The organism is Bacillus sp. URHA0034, from assembly GCF_056280405.1.
Map to the genome: position 1 here is coordinate 4,642,311 of NZ_JBWCDK010000002.1, position 16,256 is coordinate 4,658,566.

A 16,256-nucleotide genomic window follows, 5' to 3' on the forward strand; every position below is an offset into this window, starting at 1 on the left:
GGGAGTCCTATTGTATACTACTTGGAGTTAAATCGGAATCATTCTGATAATTAAAAGTGAGAGTGTGGACAATGAAAGCCATTATTGAAATCAAACATCTTTTCTACCGTTATGAAAAAGAAAGTGTTCTTGAAGATATTACTATTACTGTCCCAGTGGGATCCTTTTTGGCGATAGTCGGGCCAAATGGTTCAGGCAAATCTACCTTGTTAAAATTAATTTTAGGTTTATTAAAGTTGCAACGAGGGGACATTTTTTTATTTGGCCAGGAAATAAGTAAATTCAAAGACTGGCAAAAAATTGGATATGTATCGCAAAAGGCCAATTCCTTTAATACAGGATTTCCAGCTACTGTTTTTGAGGTGGTGTCAAGCGGGTTAACCAAAAAGTTAGGGCTGTTTACTTTTTTTAAAAAAGAGCATCGGCAGAAGGTAATGGATGCATTAGACGCTGTAGGGATGAAGGCCTTTAGTCATCGAAATATTGGAGAACTGTCCGGGGGTCAGCAGCAAAGGGTATTTATTGCCCGTGCACTGGTAAGTGAACCGAAGCTTTTGATTTTGGATGAGCCCACCGTTGGAGTGGATGCGGAAAATGTTCATTCATTCTACGAGATGCTTGGAGACTTAAATAAGAGCAGGGGGATTACTCTTTTATTGGTTACCCATGATATTGGCACCATTTCAGATAAGGTTACACATGTCGCTTGTTTAAATAAACATTTGCATTTTCATGGTGATACCGAGGAATTTGAACAAGTCAGCAGGAATGGGTTGTCTAAGGTTTATGGTCATGATGTACACGTGCTGGCCCATAACCATGAACATGGAGGCGTTAGAAATTGATTGAAGGTATTTTTCATTATGAGTTTTTACAAAACGCGTTTTTAACAGGAATTTTGATTGGAGTCCTAGCCCCTTTACTAGGAGTGTTTATCGTAGTCAGAAGGTTATCGTTAATAGCTGATGCATTAAGTCATGTTACCTTGGCAGGCATCGCCGCGAGCCTGCTTATCGAGAATAAATTTACGATGCTTGCGGGATTGAACCCGCTTTATATGGGAATGGTTTTTTCTGTAGGCGGCTCTTTGTTTATTGAAAAGTTAAGAGGAGTTTATAAGCAATACCAAGAGTTGGCTATTCCGATTATTATGTCAGGCGGAATTGGGCTTGGAGTCATTTTTATTTCGCTTGCCAATGGATTTAATACAGACTTGTATAGTTACTTATTTGGAAGTGTCTCAGCTGTCAGCCGAACAGATTTATGGGTTATATTGGTTATCAGTATACTTGTCATATTAGTGATTATTTTATTGTATAAAGAGCTATTTTTACTTTCTTTTGATGAGGAACATGCCAAAGCCTCAGGAATACCTGCGAAAAGCATTCATTTTATCTTTATTGTCATGGTAGCCCTTGTGATTGCTGCATCGATGAGAATTGTCGGAATCTTGTTGGTTTCCTCTTTAATGACACTGCCGGTTGCGGCTAGTATTCGAATCGCCAAGGGGTTCAAACAAACGATTTTTTTATCAGTTCTCTTCGGTGAAGTCTCCGTTTTAGGTGGACTTTTTACGGCCTATTACCTGGATCTAGCACCCGGGGGTACAATTGTTATGCTCGCGGTTCTTATCTTAATAATGTCGATCTTTTATAAAAAAATGACCAGTAGATTAGGAGGAGGAGTTAAGTGAATGTAAATGAAGCCATACAGCACCTGAAAGAAAACGGATTTAAACAAACAGGAAAAAGAGAAGATATGCTGCAATTATTTGCTGATAACGATAAATATTTAACTGCTAAAGAAGTACTTGATTTATTAAAAGATGATTATCCAGGCTTGAGCTTTGATACCATTTACCGTAACCTATCCCTATTTGTCGATATGGGGATCTTAGAAATGACGGAGTTATCCGGGGAAAAACACTTCCGGTTTACTTGTTCCAGAAACCACCATCATCATCATTTTATCTGTTTAGACTGTGGAAAAACCAAAGAGATCGATACCTGTCCGATGAATGGTTTAAGTGAAAATCTAAAGGGATATGATATTTCTGGTCATAAATTCGAAATATATGGACGTTGTCCGGATTGTTGTTGTTAAAAACAGCTTGTGGTTACACAAGCTGTTTTTTACGTACTGGTTCCTGATTCTTTAACCAGGTTTCTACCCAATGATAAGCCTCACGCCAATTCTTTACACGTATAACCCCTTCTGGAAGTGGATCCTGATTATAGGGAGTATCGAAGAGGATAACTGGGATCCGGCACTCTTCGTGGATCATTACCGCATTATCATGTTTATCCTCAAAAAAAATATCAATATTATGTTTCTTGGTGGTTTCCACTTTATCGTGTGAACCAATCAACTCAATATGATGAAACATGAGTCCATGCTTGAAAAACCATTCCTCCGTTACATTGAGTAAATGAGGTCCTCGTGCACTAATAAAAAATAATTCATGTTTATGTTTCCATTCCGTTAGTACATCAATGGAACCAGGTGCAGGCGGAGACCCCTCGTAAATAATCGGTTCATTCTCGGTAAACCATTTTGCAAATTCCTGTTCAGGAACGTTAACAAACGGGGTCAATTCATACTTATTTACATCCTCATATAAAATATTTAAGTTAAAGGCTTTATTTATAAAAGGAATCAGGGAAGTGGGGGAGGTTACCGTGCCATCTATATCGATACCAAATCTTTTCATTACATTTTTCACCCTCGTTAGTCTTATGTTCTCCTTTTATTTTACCAAAGACAGGCGAACAATAAAGGATTAATTTAAAAAGTTACATTTCCTCTATTTCAAATAAATCCCTATTTAAGACAAACATTGACATACTAAAAACCGTCAGGTAGTTCACACTAATAAATGCTCCTATAACTGAAAGAGAGGGATTAGGATGGCAGATGAACGAGACACGAAAGTGCAAGAAGCTCTTCGAGGACCAATAATTGGAGAAGATATTCCCAATTCTCCTTCTGCATACAGAGAAGAAACATCTTCAGAAGTAGCGGCACCGATTAAGACTTCTTATTCTTTGAAGAAGTCACAGAATACTCCTGAGATTGGTGCATCCGTTCCGATCAGATCTTCTCAATACCAAGAGGAATCGGCAGCTGAAATTGCTGCACCTGTTCCTGTTACACTGCGGAAAAATCAAAACAATACCCAACAGCAGCAGCAGAAAGCTGGAGCTGCCGCTGGAACAGGGATTGGTACCCTTGCCTTAGCGTTATCGATTTTATCACTGTTTGTAATGCCTATACTATTTGGTGCTGCAGGTATTGTGTTAGGTTTTGTAGCGAGGAGTAGAGGTGCCCAAGGTCTTGGGGCATGGGCAATTGGTATTGGAGCCATATCAATTGTTGTTGGTATCTTTATTCTTCCGTTCTTTTAACAGTACTGTTGCATAGGAGCTAAGAAAAGCGCAAGCGCCTTGTTCAGCCCCGACAAGCATAAGACAATCCGGCCGAAAGGTTGCTCCTTAACCTTTTGGTCGGATTGTCTGTAGACCATCGAGGGGCTAGGCGCTGAGCTAGACAAAAAGAAACCCGGTAATTATACCGGGTTTCTTCATGTTTTAGTTTGTCTTTACTATTTTATCTTCCTCTGCCTTTTTGCGGAAATACTCTTCAGCGACTTGATCAATTTCCTTTTTAAGTTCCTCGACCATTTGTGCCTCAGGAACCTTTCGGACAATTTCACCTTTTCTAAACAATAATCCTTCTCCACGGGCACCGGCAATGCCGATATCTGCTTCACGAGCTTCGCCCGGACCATTTACAGCACAACCTAATACTGATACCTTAATCGGAGCTTTTATTGTGGAAATATACTCTTCCACTTCATTTGCGATACTGATCAGGTCAATTTCAATTCTTCCGCAGGTTGGGCATGAAATTAATGTTGCTGCATTGGAAGAAAGTCCAAATACTTTTAAAAGCTCGCGTGCAACTTTTACTTCTTCCACTGGGTCGGCACTTAAGGAAATCCGCAATGTATTTCCAATCCCTTTACTGATTATAGCACCTAATCCAGCTGCACTTTTAACCGTACCGGAGAAAAGTGTCCCAGATTCAGTAATACCTAAGTGTAATGGATAATCAAAAGCTTGTGCGGCTTTTTCGTAAGCTTCGATAGCCAGGTTAACATCAGATGCCTTCATCGAGACAATAATATCATGGAAATCTAAATCCTCGAGAATTTTAATATGGTGAAGTGCACTCTCTACCATACCATCCGCTGTTGGATATCCATATTTTTCAAGAATTTTCTTTTCTAAGGACCCTGCATTTACTCCAATTCGAATCGGAATTCCACGTTCTTTAGCTGCTTTTACAACTGCTTCAACTTTTTCACGTTTACCGATATTTCCTGGATTAATTCGAATTTTATCAGCACCGCCCTCAATGGCCTTGAGTGCTAATTTATAATCAAAATGAATATCGACTACAAGAGGGATATTAATTCTTTTCTTAATTTCTGGAATAGCATTTGCGGCCCGTTCATCTGGGCATGCAACCCGGACTATTTGACAGCCTGCTTCTTCCAATCGTTTAATCTCTGCAACGGTTGCCTCAACATCGTGCGTTTTCGTTGTAGTCATACTTTGAATAATGATTTCATTGCTCCCGCCAATTGTTAAATTTCCTACTTTAATTGGCCGGGTTTTGGTGCGATGTATGATTTCACTCACGTGTAATTCGCTCTCCTTCAAATATGGATTCGAATCTAATAAATTCGATCTATTGCCGTTATAACGGTCAGTACACTCGAATATCCTCACAAACAGAAAGAATGAACAATCCCTGATTGGAGGTTCATCTTATTGTATCAGCCCTGTGCTATTTTTGACAAGATTTACGACATATCCTCTTTATTTTGAGTAATCAGGAAAATGATATGTAGAACCAATTTGAATTTTTTCTGCGGACTTACCCCCATTTAATGTTTGGAAGTCCTCGATTAAGTCAGGTATGGATACGGGAAGTGACTTATTGATTTTATGCTCTACAATGGATATCACAGTTTCGCCTGGTTTTACCTTTGCATCAAAAGAAGGTAAGTCCGTTTTGGATGCGGTGTTTTGCTCGACTTTTGCGTCTACAGGTTTTGGGGTGGAGGTTGGAAGAGTACCAACTGTTAGATCGTAATAAATGACGTATATTACTAAAATGGTAAGTAGAATGCCGAATAGCTTTTTCATGGGACAAGCCTCCAGAAAGAATGTTTGTACATTCCTATGCTTGTCCACATTAGATTAGACCAAAAAAAACGTCCGTTTATGGACGTTTAGTTGGCATTTTTAGGTTTAGGTACTTCCTTAATAGCAAGGTATAATACAATAATGACCACAAACCAATTAATTAAGAAACTGTTCGGAACTACAGTTTGAATAGCGGTCATTATGGTGAAAAATAAGGTTGGCAAAGTTTCGCTATAAGCCGCCATTCTCCATAATTGCCGATAATTAAGCTTTCGATTTCCTTTTAAAGCAAGACCTATGAGGGCTAGGACCGATATCTCAATAAAACTAGCTGCGCTTGAAAATATGTAAATAAACAATCCTACAACTGGAATAATAATGCCTTTCATTCCGCCAATTGTATCAACAAAATGGAGCAGGTCTTTGTTTGTAATATGAATACCTTCCATCATAGAATATGGATATGTCTCAACCCTGCCGGCTGAGACAAAAGCGAACTCATTCTTTAATAAAGCAAAAGCGTTTCCTTCATTCGCGGCGTCATCTTCCGATACAGCGCCTGTAGGATCAATAATAATCGTAAAATTGTCTTTATTTATAGTAACCGGCACATTAGTCTTTGCTGTTAGCTGTCCATTTTTAATGGAGAAAGCAGGAGCTTCATCTTTTATAAAAGACTTTGCTGCGTCAATCCCCTCTGTAAGTGCTGTACTGAAATAAATAATAGATGGCAGGATGGAGATAAAGGTTAGGAAAAATACATATAGAATCGTTTTCCCAATCCCCTGAAAACGAAATAGGGCAATGTCCCTTGGGGAATAAATACTTTTATAAAATTGTTTGAAGATATTCATAATAACCACCTTTAAAAGAAACATGATAAACCAGATTCACATTCTATTGTAGCCTGTGTCAATGATATATACAAGAATGTAGAGGTTAATGAACCCATTTTGAGGGTAAACCGTAAAAAAAGATAAAAAAGAAGGATGGGGATGGATGGAAGCTGTTTATTGGTGTATCATAAGTATTCTTTTTATTGTTGCATTTATTGGCCTGGTCTACCCGATTATTCCAAGTGTGTTATTTCTGCTGGCGGGTTTTATTCTGTACGGTGTGTTCTTTTCTTTTGGGGATTTGAATTGGTTATTTTGGCTTATTCAAGGTTTATTTGTCGTATTATTGTTTGTAGCTGATTATGTAGCCAACCTCATTGGAATCAAGAAGTATGGCGGCTCCAAGGCCGGGGTTTGGGGAAGTACGATTGGAATAATAGCCGGTCCGTTTGTTATTCCGATTTTCGGAATTTTGATTGGTCCGTTTATTGGGGCTATAGCAGCTGAGTTAATAATTAATAAAAGAAGTTTTTCTGAAAGTGTGAAGGTAGGATTCGGTTCGGTCATTGGGTTTATAAGCAGTGTAATCACAAAAACCATTATTCAGGTCATAATGGTTGGCTATTTTTTTATGCTTGTTCTATAAAAAGCCACTTGGGGACCAGGTGGCTTAGTGTTAAGCTGCAGCTCCATGATAGTCGCTGCAGCTGTTAATTAATCCCGCAAATTTCAAACGGACAGTTTTGGCAATCTACTTCTGTCTTCAAATAAGCTAGGTTCTTTATCGTGAATTTTTGATTTTCATATAGAATGATATCTTGTTCACGGAGCTCTTTTAGGGCACGTTGGATAACTTCTCTGGTACCATAGGTTAAGTTGGCAAGTTCCTGATGGGTTAAGGGCAAGTCGATTAATACACCATTGTCAATTTTTACTCCGTAAGAATTGCATAAACGGATAAGGATGGAATATAAACCACCTTTTTTGCCATTCATAATTAAATCCTGACATTTCATTTGGGCTTTTAGATATCCAGTGCTGAGCCATGCAACCAAAGCATTCATAGCTTCAGGGTCGGTTAAAATAAATTCTTCAAATTGTTCTTTCTTAATAAGAAGTAATTCGCAGTCAGTCATAGTCTTGGCAAAAAACTGATACTGCGGATTGGCTTTGAAAAGTTGATACTCCACAATTAGTTCTTTGTGATTTAAGACTTTTAAAATGAATTCTTTGCCTCGTAAATGAACCCTTCCTAATGCAATACTTCCTTTAAGAATTAAGTAAATATATTCTACTCGATCTTTCTCATGAAAAAGGACTGAACCAGCTTTAACCTTTTGAATTGGTTCATTTTTTTTGAAAAATTGTACCATTAAATGATAGATGGACATGCTTGTGATTTGCATATTTGGCCCTCCTTTTTACCTTTACAAGTTGATTAAAATCGTTTATAAACAACATGTCAATAAGGCATTAACAAGGGATGGGAGTACTTTTCCTTTGTTATGACAAAAATCGTTGACAGGATGCTAGTTTGATGGTTCATGACAATTTTTCGAAATATAGTTTGGAGATAGCATTTTATCCTTTTTTTTATTGAAGGTATAAAAATATGTTAAAAGGAAATTGTATTTATGTTGGGTATAAGCATTTTATTTGAAAGGAAAAACCAACTTTGGTATCTTTTAAGTAAAGCTTTAGAAATATTCTTATAAATCACAATGGTTGTAAGCTTACCTAAAGCCCCAAAAAAATAATATGTACATAGGAGGAATTAATGATGGCATTTGAATTACCTAAATTACCTTATGCAGAAGATGCACTAGAACCACACATTGACAAAGAAACAATGAATATTCACCACACTAGACACCACAACACATATGTGACAAATCTAAATAATGCCTTAGCAGGAAACGAAGAATTACTTTCTAAATCAGTTGAGGAAGTTATTTCTAATTTGGATGCGGTTCCAGAAGCTGCTCGTACAGCAGTACGTAATAATGGCGGCGGACACGCAAATCACTCTTTATTCTGGCAAATCCTTTCTCCAAATGGCGGCGGTGCCCCAGCAGGTGAATTGGCTGATGCGATCACTAGCAAATTTGGCAGCTTTGACAATTTTAAAGAAGAGTTTGCTAAAGCAGCAACTACTCGTTTCGGCTCTGGCTGGGCTTGGTTATCTGTAAATAATGGTGAACTAGAAGTTTCCAGCACTCCAAATCAAGACTCTCCATTAATGGAAGGAAAGACTCCAATTCTTGGCCTTGATGTTTGGGAGCATGCTTACTATTTAAAATATCAAAACAAACGTCCTGATTATATTTCATCCTTCTGGAATGTGGTAAACTGGGATGAAGTATCTAAGCGTTATAACTCAGCGAAGTAATTTTTTTGGGTAAAAGGCAGTTTTTTAGCTGCCTTTTTTCATTTGCTCAAAATTTGTATAAGAACCCCCTAGTTGATAAAGACTACCCTTATGATAAAGGGGAGTTTTTTTTATGGCAAAAAAATTTAAGCTTTTGGGTGACGTAGAATTAACCAAGGATTTATCACTTTTGCTGATCATTGGCGGTCTTTATTCATTGAGTGTAGCGTTATCAAACACGTTTGTGAATATTTATCTTTGGAAGCAAACAGGACAGTATTCCGATATTGCCCTATTTAACCTCTCAATAGTCGTTTTGCAGCCGTTAACGTTTATCTTGGCGGGGCGGTGGGCTAAAAAAATCGATCGAGTGATTGTACTGCGTATTGGTGTAATCTCGTTAGCTTTGTTTTATTTAGCTGTACTGATTACCGGCACAAACGCTTCCACTTATTTACTTTTATTAGGCGGCCTGCTTGGAATTGGTTATGGCTTTTATTGGTTAGCCTATAATGTGTTAACCTTTGAAATTACCGAACCAGAGACAAGGGATTTTTTTAATGGATTTTTAGGGATTTTATCTTCTGCTGGCGGCATGATTGGCCCGATTGCAGCCGGTATTATCATCACGAAATTTGAGGAATTTACCGGATATACGTTTGTTTTTGGTTTGTCACTAGCCTTATTCGGTCTAGCTGTGTTTATGAGCTTTTCATTAAAACGGAGACCTGCTTCTGGAAGGTACTGCTTTAAAAGGATTTTTGAGGAAAGAAAACAAAACGAAAATTGGCGTTACGTTACGAATGCTCATTTCGTTCAGGGGTTACGAGAGGGAACTTTTGCTTTTGTCATCTCCGTTTTTGTCTATATTTCGACCGGAAGCGAAATGTCTTTAGGCACGTTTGGTCTGATCAATTCCGGAATATCCTTTGTTGCATACTATTTTGCGTCACGATTAATTAAGAAAAAATATCGAAAAAAAGCCATCTTAATTGGTGGAATTATCCTCTATGCTGCGGTCCTGCTAATTATTTGGGATTTGAATTTTGTAAAATTATTATTATATGGCGGGATGATAGCAATAGCGTACCCATTGTTGTTAGTCCCATATAGTTCAACTACATATGATGTCATTGGGTCAGGATGGAAAGCTGCTGAAATGAGGATAGAGTATATTGTTGTCCGGGAAATATACCTTAATCTCGGCAGAATAATTTCTATTCTAGCTTTTCTTGCAGCAATTACCTGGTTTAATGAAGAAAAAAGTATTCCCATTCTGTTATTCATTTTGGGTGCTGGTCATTTATTAATTTATTTGTTCATGCGAAGAGTGCAGCTACCTGCAGCATAAAAACGATGAGTTTAATTACGAGGGCACTGGAAAAGTCCTTAAAATTAGGGCTTTAAACTTAGCTGTTGATTTCCGCTCCAGGCGGCTTCGCTTTCCGCGGGCGTGCCGGGGAGCCTCCTCGGCGCTTGAGCGCCTGCGGGGTCTCTCCTGCTCCGTACTCCCGCAGGAGTCTTCGCCGCCTTCCGCTCCAATCAACAGGTTCTTATATTAGGCTATATTTTAAAGAAGGTATAATTCCTATTTAATAAAGGGATTATACCTTTTTTGCTGAATAATATTTAGGTATCAAAATTCAAACAAATGCGGTGGGTATAATGATTCAAAATGAACAATCAATGACTTTCAGTTGATATATGGCTAATTACGATTAAGTTTTTCCAATGAAACAATTTGGTCCAGGATTTTTAACAAAATTGGTAAGGGTTATTCATAGAAAAATAGCACATTATCCTTTAAAATAAAGAAAGTTATGTAAGCTTTGGGTAAAGGAAGTGTATATAGATCTTGAATCTTAAAAAGAAGAGAAAAAAAACACATGTCCCGTTTCGTTTAAATATGGTGTTTTTTGTTGTATTTATCCTTTTCTCGGTTCTTATTCTTCGTCTTGGAGAACTGCAAATTGTCTTCGGTGATGATTTTAAACGTGAAATCCAACGAACCGAGGATATTACCGTGAATAACCCCGTACCTAGGGGGAAAATGTATGACCGTAATGGCAGCACAATCGTAGATAATAGTCCGCTAAATGCGATTACCTATACTAAAAGTCAGAATGTGACACAAAAGGAAATGCTGGATACTGCTGCAAAATTAGCAAAAATTATCTCGATGGATACTTCCAAAGTTCCTGTACGTGACAAAAAGGATTTTTGGATTATGAAACATCCAAAGGAAGCTAAGGCCAAAATTACGAAAAAAGAATGGGCCTTATATAATCAGAAAAAATTAGACGATAAGGAAATTTATCAATTACAGCTTGACCGGGTTACCGATCAGGAAATTAACAGCATTCAAGGTGAAAACCTTGAAACACTCGCTATCTATAGTAAATTCAATAGTGGTTATGCGTTAACCCCGCAAATTGTTAAAAATAAAGATGTAACTGCAGAAGAATTTGCCAGCGTCAGTGAAAATTTAGAAAATCTGCCTGGCGTCGATACAACCACTGATTGGAAACGCGAGTATGCATTTGGTGATACGTTGAGATCTATTTTAGGGGATGTTACTTCCTCTGAAGCTGGGATTCCGAAAGAGCAATTAGATAAGTATCTTGCTCACGGATACAGCCGAAATGATCGAGTAGGGAAAAGTTATCTAGAATTAAAATATGAAGATGTTCTCCATGGTCAAAAGGCAAAGGTGAAGACTGTCACTGACAAATCAGGGAAAGTCCTTTCGACTGACGTTGTTTCAGAGGGTCAGCGTGGAGACGATTTGGTCTTAACGATTGATATGCAGCTTCAGCAGCAGGTTGAAAAAATTATTGAAGAAGAAATGTGGTCTGCTAAAAGTAAACCTAATACTGGTGTTATGGATCGTGCCTTTGTTGTTGTTACGAATCCTAATACAGGTGAAATATTATCGATGGCGGGAAAACTCATTGGTAAGGATAGTAATGGAAAGACAGTCATGAAAGACTATGCTAGTGGTACTTTTACTAGCTCTTACAACGTAGGGTCAGCAGTCAAAGGGGCTACCGTGTTAACTGGCTATCAAACTGGTGCGATTAAACCGGGTTCATACCAACTAGATGAACCGTTAGTGATTAAAAATACGCCTATAAAGAAATCATGGAAAACCTTTGGTTCAATTAATGATCTAAGAGCCTTACAAGTTTCTTCCAACGTTTATATGTGGAAGACGGTTATTGCCATGGCCCATGGTAAATATGTTCCGAATGGTACGCTTAATATGGAAACAGCGAAGACCTTTAATACCATGCGGCAATCTTTTAGCCAATTTGGCTTGGGAACACGAACAGGAATTGACCTTCCAAATGAAATGAGCGGTTTCCAAGGAACAGAGAATATTCCGGGTAAACTTCTTGACTTTGCCATTGGCCAGTATGATACGTACACAACTATGCAATTAGCTCAATACGTTTCAACGATCGCTAATGGGGGTAATCGGGTCCAGCCTCATATCGTCAAAGAAATTCGCGAACCAGTAATGGATAGTAATGAGTTAGGACCAATTGTTGAAGAAATGGAACCTAAGGTTCTAAATCGTATTGATATGAAAGATGCTTGGATCAAGCGGGTTCAAGAAGGCTTCCGAATGGTTATGCAAGTCGGTGATGGGACAGCGACTAGTACCTTTAGGAGTGCACCCTACAACCCTGCAGGGAAAACTGGAACCGCGCAGGCGTTTTATGATGGTTCAGATAAAACCAAACGAGGTACAGAAGTCTGGAATTTAAGTCTTGTCAGTTATGCACCAGCGGATCATCCAGAAGTAGCTATTGCTGTACTTGTTCCTTGGGCATACCAAGGCAGCAGTGGTCCAAGTATAAATAACTTAATTGGCCGCCGAGTGATGGATGCCTATTTTGACCTGAAGAAAACACGCCAAATTACAGATAGTGTTTCGGGTACTGAACAGCAACCAAACCAAAATACAACAGAGTCCACTCAAAATACGCAACAAACGGGACAATAGATTAATATTCTTATAGCCACCTGTCATGGCTTAGACAGGTGGTTTTTTTATTATATTTTTAGAGCTTTACAATATCTATACATAGATTTACAAAACCTTTACATACGATTAAAACTCCGTTTACACTCAAGATTTATGCTTGTATATGTAAGAGAAAACAACAAACTCTTAGGAGGAAATGAAAAATGAAACGTTTAAAAAACTTAAGCATGCTCACATTACTGGCAGCCATAATGGTAGTTACAGCTGCTTGTGGAGGCGGAGCATCTTCAGATAAAACGCAAGGGACAAAGGATGGAGCAACGAAAGAACTATCCGGTTCATTAAGTATTTCTGGTTCATCAGCCATGCAGCCACTAGTAGCTGCAGCCGCTGAAGAGTTTATGGCGGTAAATCCAAAAGTTGATATACAAGTAAACGCTGGTGGTTCAGGTACAGGTCTATCGCAAGTTGCTGAGGGTTCTGTACAAATTGGTAACTCAGATGTATTTGCAGAAGAAAAAGAAGGCATCCCAGCCGATCAGCTTGTCGATCATAAAGTAGCGGTTGTAGGTATGACAGCTGCTATTAACCCTAAAGTTGGCATTAAGGATATTAAAAAAGAAGATTTAATCAAGGTTTTCACTGGCAAAATTACAAACTGGAAAGAACTTGGCGGCAAAGACCAAAAAATCGTTCTTGTAAACCGTCCTGACTCTTCAGGTACACGTGCGGTATTCAATAAGTTTGCTCTTGATGGTGCAACACCTGCTGAAGGTATTACGGAAGATTCTTCAAATACGGTTAAAAAAATTATTAACGAAACGGATGGCGCCATTGGATATCTTGCTTTCTCGTATTTCACTGACAATAAAGTAACACCTCTTTCCATTGATGGTGTAAAGCCAACGGCAGCCAATGTACAATCTGGTAAATTCCCGGTTTGGGCCTATCAACACTCATATACCAAAGGTGAGCCAGATGGATTGACTAAAGCGTTCCTTGACTATATGATGTCAAGCGAAATTCAAAACAACCTGCTTAAAGAGCAAGGATACCTTCCAGTAACAAAGATGAAGGTAGAACGTAATGCGGAAGGAACTCAAAAAGATTTATAAGGTTATAGTTTAATTGAATAACTGGGTAAGTGTGGATCTGCATTTACCCTCTTATGACGTATTTGGGGGTGTTGCTGCAATGGAAAAAATCGTACCTGCTAAGGAGAGATTGTTAAAGTCCGGAAAAAATCGGATGGATGGAGAAGTTCGCGGAAAGATTCTTGTGATTTTATGTGCGGTGATTATGATTTCTGCAACCATTTCGATTACCATCTTCCTTGGTACAAAAGGTTTACAATCATTTATTAAGAATAGTGTTAGTCTTATTGAGTTCTTAACTAGTATCCACTGGAATCCTACCGATAAAGCTAATCCAGAGTATGGGGTATTACCGTTTATCTTCGGATCCTTTGCTGTTACTTTTTTATCGGCAATTGTTGCGGCTCCATTAGGAATTGGCGGAGCAATATTCATGACAGAGATTGCACCATCGTGGGGACGAAAAATATTACAACCGATCATTGAGCTTTTAGTTGGAATTCCATCCGTTGTTTATGGATTCATCGGGCTTACAGTATTAGTTCCTTTTGTCAGAGCTCACATTGGCGGACTAGGATTTAGTTTGCTTTCAGGGACGATTGTGTTATCGATCATGATTTTACCAACTATTACTACCATTGCGACAGACGCAATGAGTTCATTGCCAAAAAGTTTACGTGAAGGATCCTATGCTCTTGGGGCAACACGTTGGCAAACAATCCGTAAGGTTCTTATTCCTGCTGCGCTGCCAACCTTACTGACTGCCGTTGTTTTAGGTATGGCAAGAGCATTTGGAGAAGCTTTGGCTGTCCAAATGGTGATCGGTAACGTTCGAGATATACCAACCAGCCTATTGGATGCTTCTGCAACCTTAACGACCATTATTACCTTGAATATGGGACATACAACGTATGGAAGTGTTGAAAATAATACGCTCTGGTCAATGGGCCTAATTTTATTAATAATGTCGTTTGCCTTTATTCTCCTGATCCGTTATCTGTCATCGAGGAGGAAGCTGTAATGAATAGTAAAACTGCTGACCGTTTAGCCACGGGAGTATTTATTGCGATTGCGATTATTATCATTTCTATTTTAGTTGGACTATTTTCGTTTATTTTAGTGAATGGACTTAAACATGTTTCTATTCATTTTTTAACCACGCCTTCGAGTAATGTACTAGCTGGTGGAGGGATTCGCGATCAATTATTTAATTCCTTCTACGTTTTGTTTATAACAATGTTAATTACCGTTCCACTTGGAATAGGTGGTGGTATATATATGGCGGAATATGCAAAGCCGGGGAAAGTCACCGATATGATTCGTTCTTGTATTGAAGTACTTGCTTCTCTGCCATCGATTGTTATTGGGATGTTTGGATTATTAATGTTTGTTAATTTAACCGGCTGGGGTTATACCATTCTAGGTGGAGCTTTGGCATTAACGGTATTTAATCTTCCTGTGCTTGTACGGGTGAGTGAGGATGCCATTCGTGCTGTGCCCCGCGATTTAAAAGAGGCAAGTCTTGCCTTAGGGATTACGCATTGGCATACAATAAAAACGGTTATATTACCAAGTGCATTTCCATCCATTTTAACTGGTGCCATTCTTGCAGCAGGAAGGGTATTTGGTGAAGCGGCCGCATTGTTATTTACTGCGGGTCTATCGACACCAAGGCTCGATTATGCCAACTGGAATCCATTTTCTGATCAATCGCCGCTTAATATTTTTCGTCCTGCCGAAACACTCGCAGTACACATTTGGTCAGTCAATACACAGGGGTTAATTCCCGACGTCGAAGAAGTTTCAAATGGTTCTGCCGCCGTGTTGGTTATTTCAGTCTTACTATTTAACCTTTTAGCTAGATGGATAGGAAGCATTATTCATAAAAAAATCACTGCAACAAAATAAAGGGCAGGTGAAAACGGATGGTTACGACTTTATTGGAAAAAGAAACGATAGAACAAACCTTTCAATCAACCGTCCCATTCCAAATGGAAAATATCTTAAAAGTAAATAATTTAGAAATATTTTATGGGGATAAACGCGCCGTAAATGGCATTTCAATGGATATAGAAAAAAATGCGGTAACTGCATTAATTGGACCATCAGGCTGTGGAAAGTCAACATTTTTGCGTAGTATCAATCGGATGAATGATTTAATTTCAGGAGCAAGAGCTGAAGGTGAAATCCTTTATGAAGACTTGAATATCTTATCCGAACAAATAAATGTGGTCGCATTAAGGAAAGAAATTGGTATGGTATTTCAAAAGCCAAACCCATTTCCAAAATCCATCTATGAAAATATTACCCATGCATTGAAGTTTAGTGGTATCAAAAAGAAAAGCAGGCTTGATGATATTGTACAGGAAAGTCTTGTAAAAGCAGCATTATGGGATGAAGTGAAAGATCGACTTCATAAATCTGCCCTATCACTTTCGGGGGGGCAGCAGCAGCGTTTATGCATTGCTAGAACAATTGCCATGAAGCCCGCAGTTATGCTCCTTGATGAGCCGTCATCCGCATTAGACCCTATTTCCAATGCAAAGGTAGAAGAGCTGATTGTTGACTTGAAAAAGGATTATTCGATTATTATTGTTACCCATAATATGCAGCAGGCATCCCGTATTTCCGATAAAACAGCGTTCTTTTTAAATGGAGACTTAATTGAATATGATTCAACTGAAAAAATCTTTACTAATCCTTCCGTTAAAAAGACCGAAGAATATATTTCTGGAAGATTCGGATAAGGAGGTA

17 protein-coding genes are annotated in these 16,256 nt (G+C 38.5%); 12 read left to right on the forward strand and 5 right to left on the reverse strand.

What is annotated here, in order from left to right; translation table 11 throughout:
• Positions 1–71: 71 nt before the first annotated feature.
• The 3 genes from ACZ9EE_RS24310 to zur are packed head-to-tail and all read left to right on the forward strand — an operon-like array spanning position 72 to position 2,103.
• On the forward strand, positions 72–845 hold the full coding sequence (locus ACZ9EE_RS24310) for a metal ABC transporter ATP-binding protein (RefSeq protein WP_476031208.1): 774 nt from the start codon (positions 72–74) through the stop codon (positions 843–845).
• The gene (locus ACZ9EE_RS24315) at positions 842–1,693 is read left to right on the forward strand and encodes a metal ABC transporter permease (protein ID WP_476031209.1); all 852 of its coding nucleotides are present in this window, start codon (positions 842–844) and stop codon (positions 1,691–1,693) included. Before ACZ9EE_RS24310 ends, ACZ9EE_RS24315 begins: the two co-directional genes overlap by 4 nt.
• Positions 1,690–2,103, forward strand: coding sequence for a zinc uptake transcriptional repressor Zur (gene zur, locus ACZ9EE_RS24320; RefSeq protein ID WP_476031210.1), 414 nt, complete (start codon positions 1,690–1,692; stop codon positions 2,101–2,103). The genes ACZ9EE_RS24315 and zur overlap by 4 nt, the downstream gene beginning before the upstream one ends.
• A 13-nt stretch (positions 2,104–2,116) precedes the next feature.
• Here zur and ACZ9EE_RS24325 read toward each other — a convergent pair whose 3' ends face one another.
• Positions 2,117–2,710 (reverse strand): 5' nucleotidase, NT5C type, encoded by a 594-nt coding sequence (locus ACZ9EE_RS24325; protein WP_476031211.1) that lies wholly within the window; start codon positions 2,708–2,710, stop codon positions 2,117–2,119.
• Positions 2,711–3,044: 334 nt separating this feature from the next.
• Here ACZ9EE_RS24325 and ACZ9EE_RS24330 point away from each other — a divergent pair, with 334 nt between their 5' ends.
• Positions 3,045–3,404 (forward strand): hypothetical protein, encoded by a 360-nt coding sequence (locus tag ACZ9EE_RS24330; RefSeq protein WP_476033070.1) that lies wholly within the window; start codon positions 3,045–3,047, stop codon positions 3,402–3,404.
• A gap of 183 nt (positions 3,405–3,587) precedes the next feature.
• Here ACZ9EE_RS24330 and ispG read toward each other — a convergent pair whose 3' ends face one another.
• The 3 genes from ispG to ACZ9EE_RS24345 form a co-directional block, all read right to left on the reverse strand.
• Complete coding sequence (ispG, locus tag ACZ9EE_RS24335; protein ID WP_476033071.1) at positions 3,588–4,724, reverse strand: flavodoxin-dependent (E)-4-hydroxy-3-methylbut-2-enyl-diphosphate synthase; 1,137 nt, start codon at positions 4,722–4,724, stop codon at positions 3,588–3,590.
• A gap of 159 nt (positions 4,725–4,883) precedes the next feature.
• The gene (locus ACZ9EE_RS24340; protein ID WP_476031212.1) at positions 4,884–5,213 is read right to left on the reverse strand and encodes a hypothetical protein; all 330 of its coding nucleotides are present in this window, start codon (positions 5,211–5,213) and stop codon (positions 4,884–4,886) included.
• A gap of 86 nt (positions 5,214–5,299) precedes the next feature.
• Complete coding sequence (locus tag ACZ9EE_RS24345) at positions 5,300–6,067, reverse strand: DUF1189 domain-containing protein (RefSeq protein ID WP_476031213.1); 768 nt, start codon at positions 6,065–6,067, stop codon at positions 5,300–5,302.
• Between the two features lie 145 nt (positions 6,068–6,212).
• Between ACZ9EE_RS24345 and ACZ9EE_RS24350 the strand changes: the two genes are divergently transcribed.
• Positions 6,213–6,695 (forward strand): DUF456 domain-containing protein, encoded by a 483-nt coding sequence (locus tag ACZ9EE_RS24350; protein ID WP_476031214.1) that lies wholly within the window; start codon positions 6,213–6,215, stop codon positions 6,693–6,695.
• Between the two features lie 64 nt (positions 6,696–6,759).
• Here the strand turns inward: ACZ9EE_RS24350 and ACZ9EE_RS24355 are convergent, their stop codons facing one another.
• Positions 6,760–7,455 carry a Crp/Fnr family transcriptional regulator gene (locus tag ACZ9EE_RS24355; protein ID WP_476031215.1) on the reverse strand — a complete coding sequence of 232 codons (696 nt, stop codon included), beginning with the start codon at positions 7,453–7,455 and terminating at the stop codon, positions 6,760–6,762.
• A 374-nt stretch (positions 7,456–7,829) separates the two neighbouring features.
• On the opposite strand from ACZ9EE_RS24355, the gene ACZ9EE_RS24360 reads away from it, so the two are divergent.
• The 7 genes from ACZ9EE_RS24360 (at position 7,830) to pstB (ending at position 16,249) form a co-directional block, all read left to right on the forward strand.
• Positions 7,830–8,438 (forward strand): superoxide dismutase, encoded by a 609-nt coding sequence (locus tag ACZ9EE_RS24360; protein WP_476033073.1) that lies wholly within the window; start codon positions 7,830–7,832, stop codon positions 8,436–8,438.
• Positions 8,439–8,550: 112 nt separating this feature from the next.
• On the forward strand, positions 8,551–9,768 hold the full coding sequence (locus tag ACZ9EE_RS24365; protein ID WP_476031216.1) for an MFS transporter: 1,218 nt from the start codon (positions 8,551–8,553) through the stop codon (positions 9,766–9,768).
• A 555-nt stretch (positions 9,769–10,323) separates the two neighbouring features.
• Positions 10,324–12,426 carry a peptidoglycan D,D-transpeptidase FtsI family protein gene (locus ACZ9EE_RS24370; protein ID WP_476031217.1) on the forward strand — a complete coding sequence of 701 codons (2,103 nt, stop codon included), beginning with the start codon at positions 10,324–10,326 and terminating at the stop codon, positions 12,424–12,426.
• A 185-nt stretch (positions 12,427–12,611) separates the two neighbouring features.
• Positions 12,612–13,523 (forward strand): phosphate ABC transporter substrate-binding protein, encoded by a 912-nt coding sequence (locus ACZ9EE_RS24375; RefSeq protein ID WP_476031218.1) that lies wholly within the window; start codon positions 12,612–12,614, stop codon positions 13,521–13,523.
• Between the two features lie 79 nt (positions 13,524–13,602).
• The gene (pstC, locus tag ACZ9EE_RS24380; RefSeq protein WP_476031219.1) at positions 13,603–14,523 is read left to right on the forward strand and encodes a phosphate ABC transporter permease subunit PstC; all 921 of its coding nucleotides are present in this window, start codon (positions 13,603–13,605) and stop codon (positions 14,521–14,523) included.
• The gene (pstA, locus tag ACZ9EE_RS24385; RefSeq protein WP_476031220.1) at positions 14,523–15,410 is read left to right on the forward strand and encodes a phosphate ABC transporter permease PstA; all 888 of its coding nucleotides are present in this window, start codon (positions 14,523–14,525) and stop codon (positions 15,408–15,410) included. The genes pstC and pstA overlap by 1 nt, the downstream gene beginning before the upstream one ends.
• A gap of 83 nt (positions 15,411–15,493) precedes the next feature.
• Entirely contained in the window at positions 15,494–16,249 is a 756-nt protein-coding gene (gene pstB, locus ACZ9EE_RS24390) for a phosphate ABC transporter ATP-binding protein PstB (RefSeq protein WP_476033075.1), read from the forward strand.
• Positions 16,250–16,256 lie beyond the last annotated feature (7 nt).

What these genes read in the sequence shown, in the direction of transcription:
- ACZ9EE_RS24310 (WP_476031208.1), top strand. Translation starts at nt 72, where the DNA reads ATGAAAGCCATTATTGAAATCAAACATCTTTTCTACCGTTATGAAAAA.
- ACZ9EE_RS24325 (WP_476031211.1), bottom strand. Translation starts at nt 2,710, where the DNA reads ATGAAAAGATTTGGTATCGATATAGATGGCACGGTAACCTCCCCCACT.
- ACZ9EE_RS24340 (WP_476031212.1), bottom strand. Translation starts at nt 5,213, where the DNA reads ATGAAAAAGCTATTCGGCATTCTACTTACCATTTTAGTAATATACGTC.
- ACZ9EE_RS24345 (WP_476031213.1), bottom strand. Translation starts at nt 6,067, where the DNA reads ATGAATATCTTCAAACAATTTTATAAAAGTATTTATTCCCCAAGGGAC.
- ACZ9EE_RS24350 (WP_476031214.1), top strand. Translation starts at nt 6,213, where the DNA reads ATGGAAGCTGTTTATTGGTGTATCATAAGTATTCTTTTTATTGTTGCA.
- ACZ9EE_RS24355 (WP_476031215.1), bottom strand. Translation starts at nt 7,455, where the DNA reads ATGCAAATCACAAGCATGTCCATCTATCATTTAATGGTACAATTTTTC.
- ACZ9EE_RS24360 (WP_476033073.1), top strand. Translation starts at nt 7,830, where the DNA reads ATGGCATTTGAATTACCTAAATTACCTTATGCAGAAGATGCACTAGAA.
- ACZ9EE_RS24365 (WP_476031216.1), top strand. Translation starts at nt 8,551, where the DNA reads ATGGCAAAAAAATTTAAGCTTTTGGGTGACGTAGAATTAACCAAGGAT.
- ACZ9EE_RS24370 (WP_476031217.1), top strand. Translation starts at nt 10,324, where the DNA reads ATGGTGTTTTTTGTTGTATTTATCCTTTTCTCGGTTCTTATTCTTCGT.
- ACZ9EE_RS24375 (WP_476031218.1), top strand. Translation starts at nt 12,612, where the DNA reads ATGAAACGTTTAAAAAACTTAAGCATGCTCACATTACTGGCAGCCATA.
- pstC (WP_476031219.1), top strand. Translation starts at nt 13,603, where the DNA reads ATGGAAAAAATCGTACCTGCTAAGGAGAGATTGTTAAAGTCCGGAAAA.
- pstA (WP_476031220.1), top strand. Translation starts at nt 14,523, where the DNA reads ATGAATAGTAAAACTGCTGACCGTTTAGCCACGGGAGTATTTATTGCG.
- pstB (WP_476033075.1), top strand. Translation starts at nt 15,494, where the DNA reads ATGGAAAATATCTTAAAAGTAAATAATTTAGAAATATTTTATGGGGAT.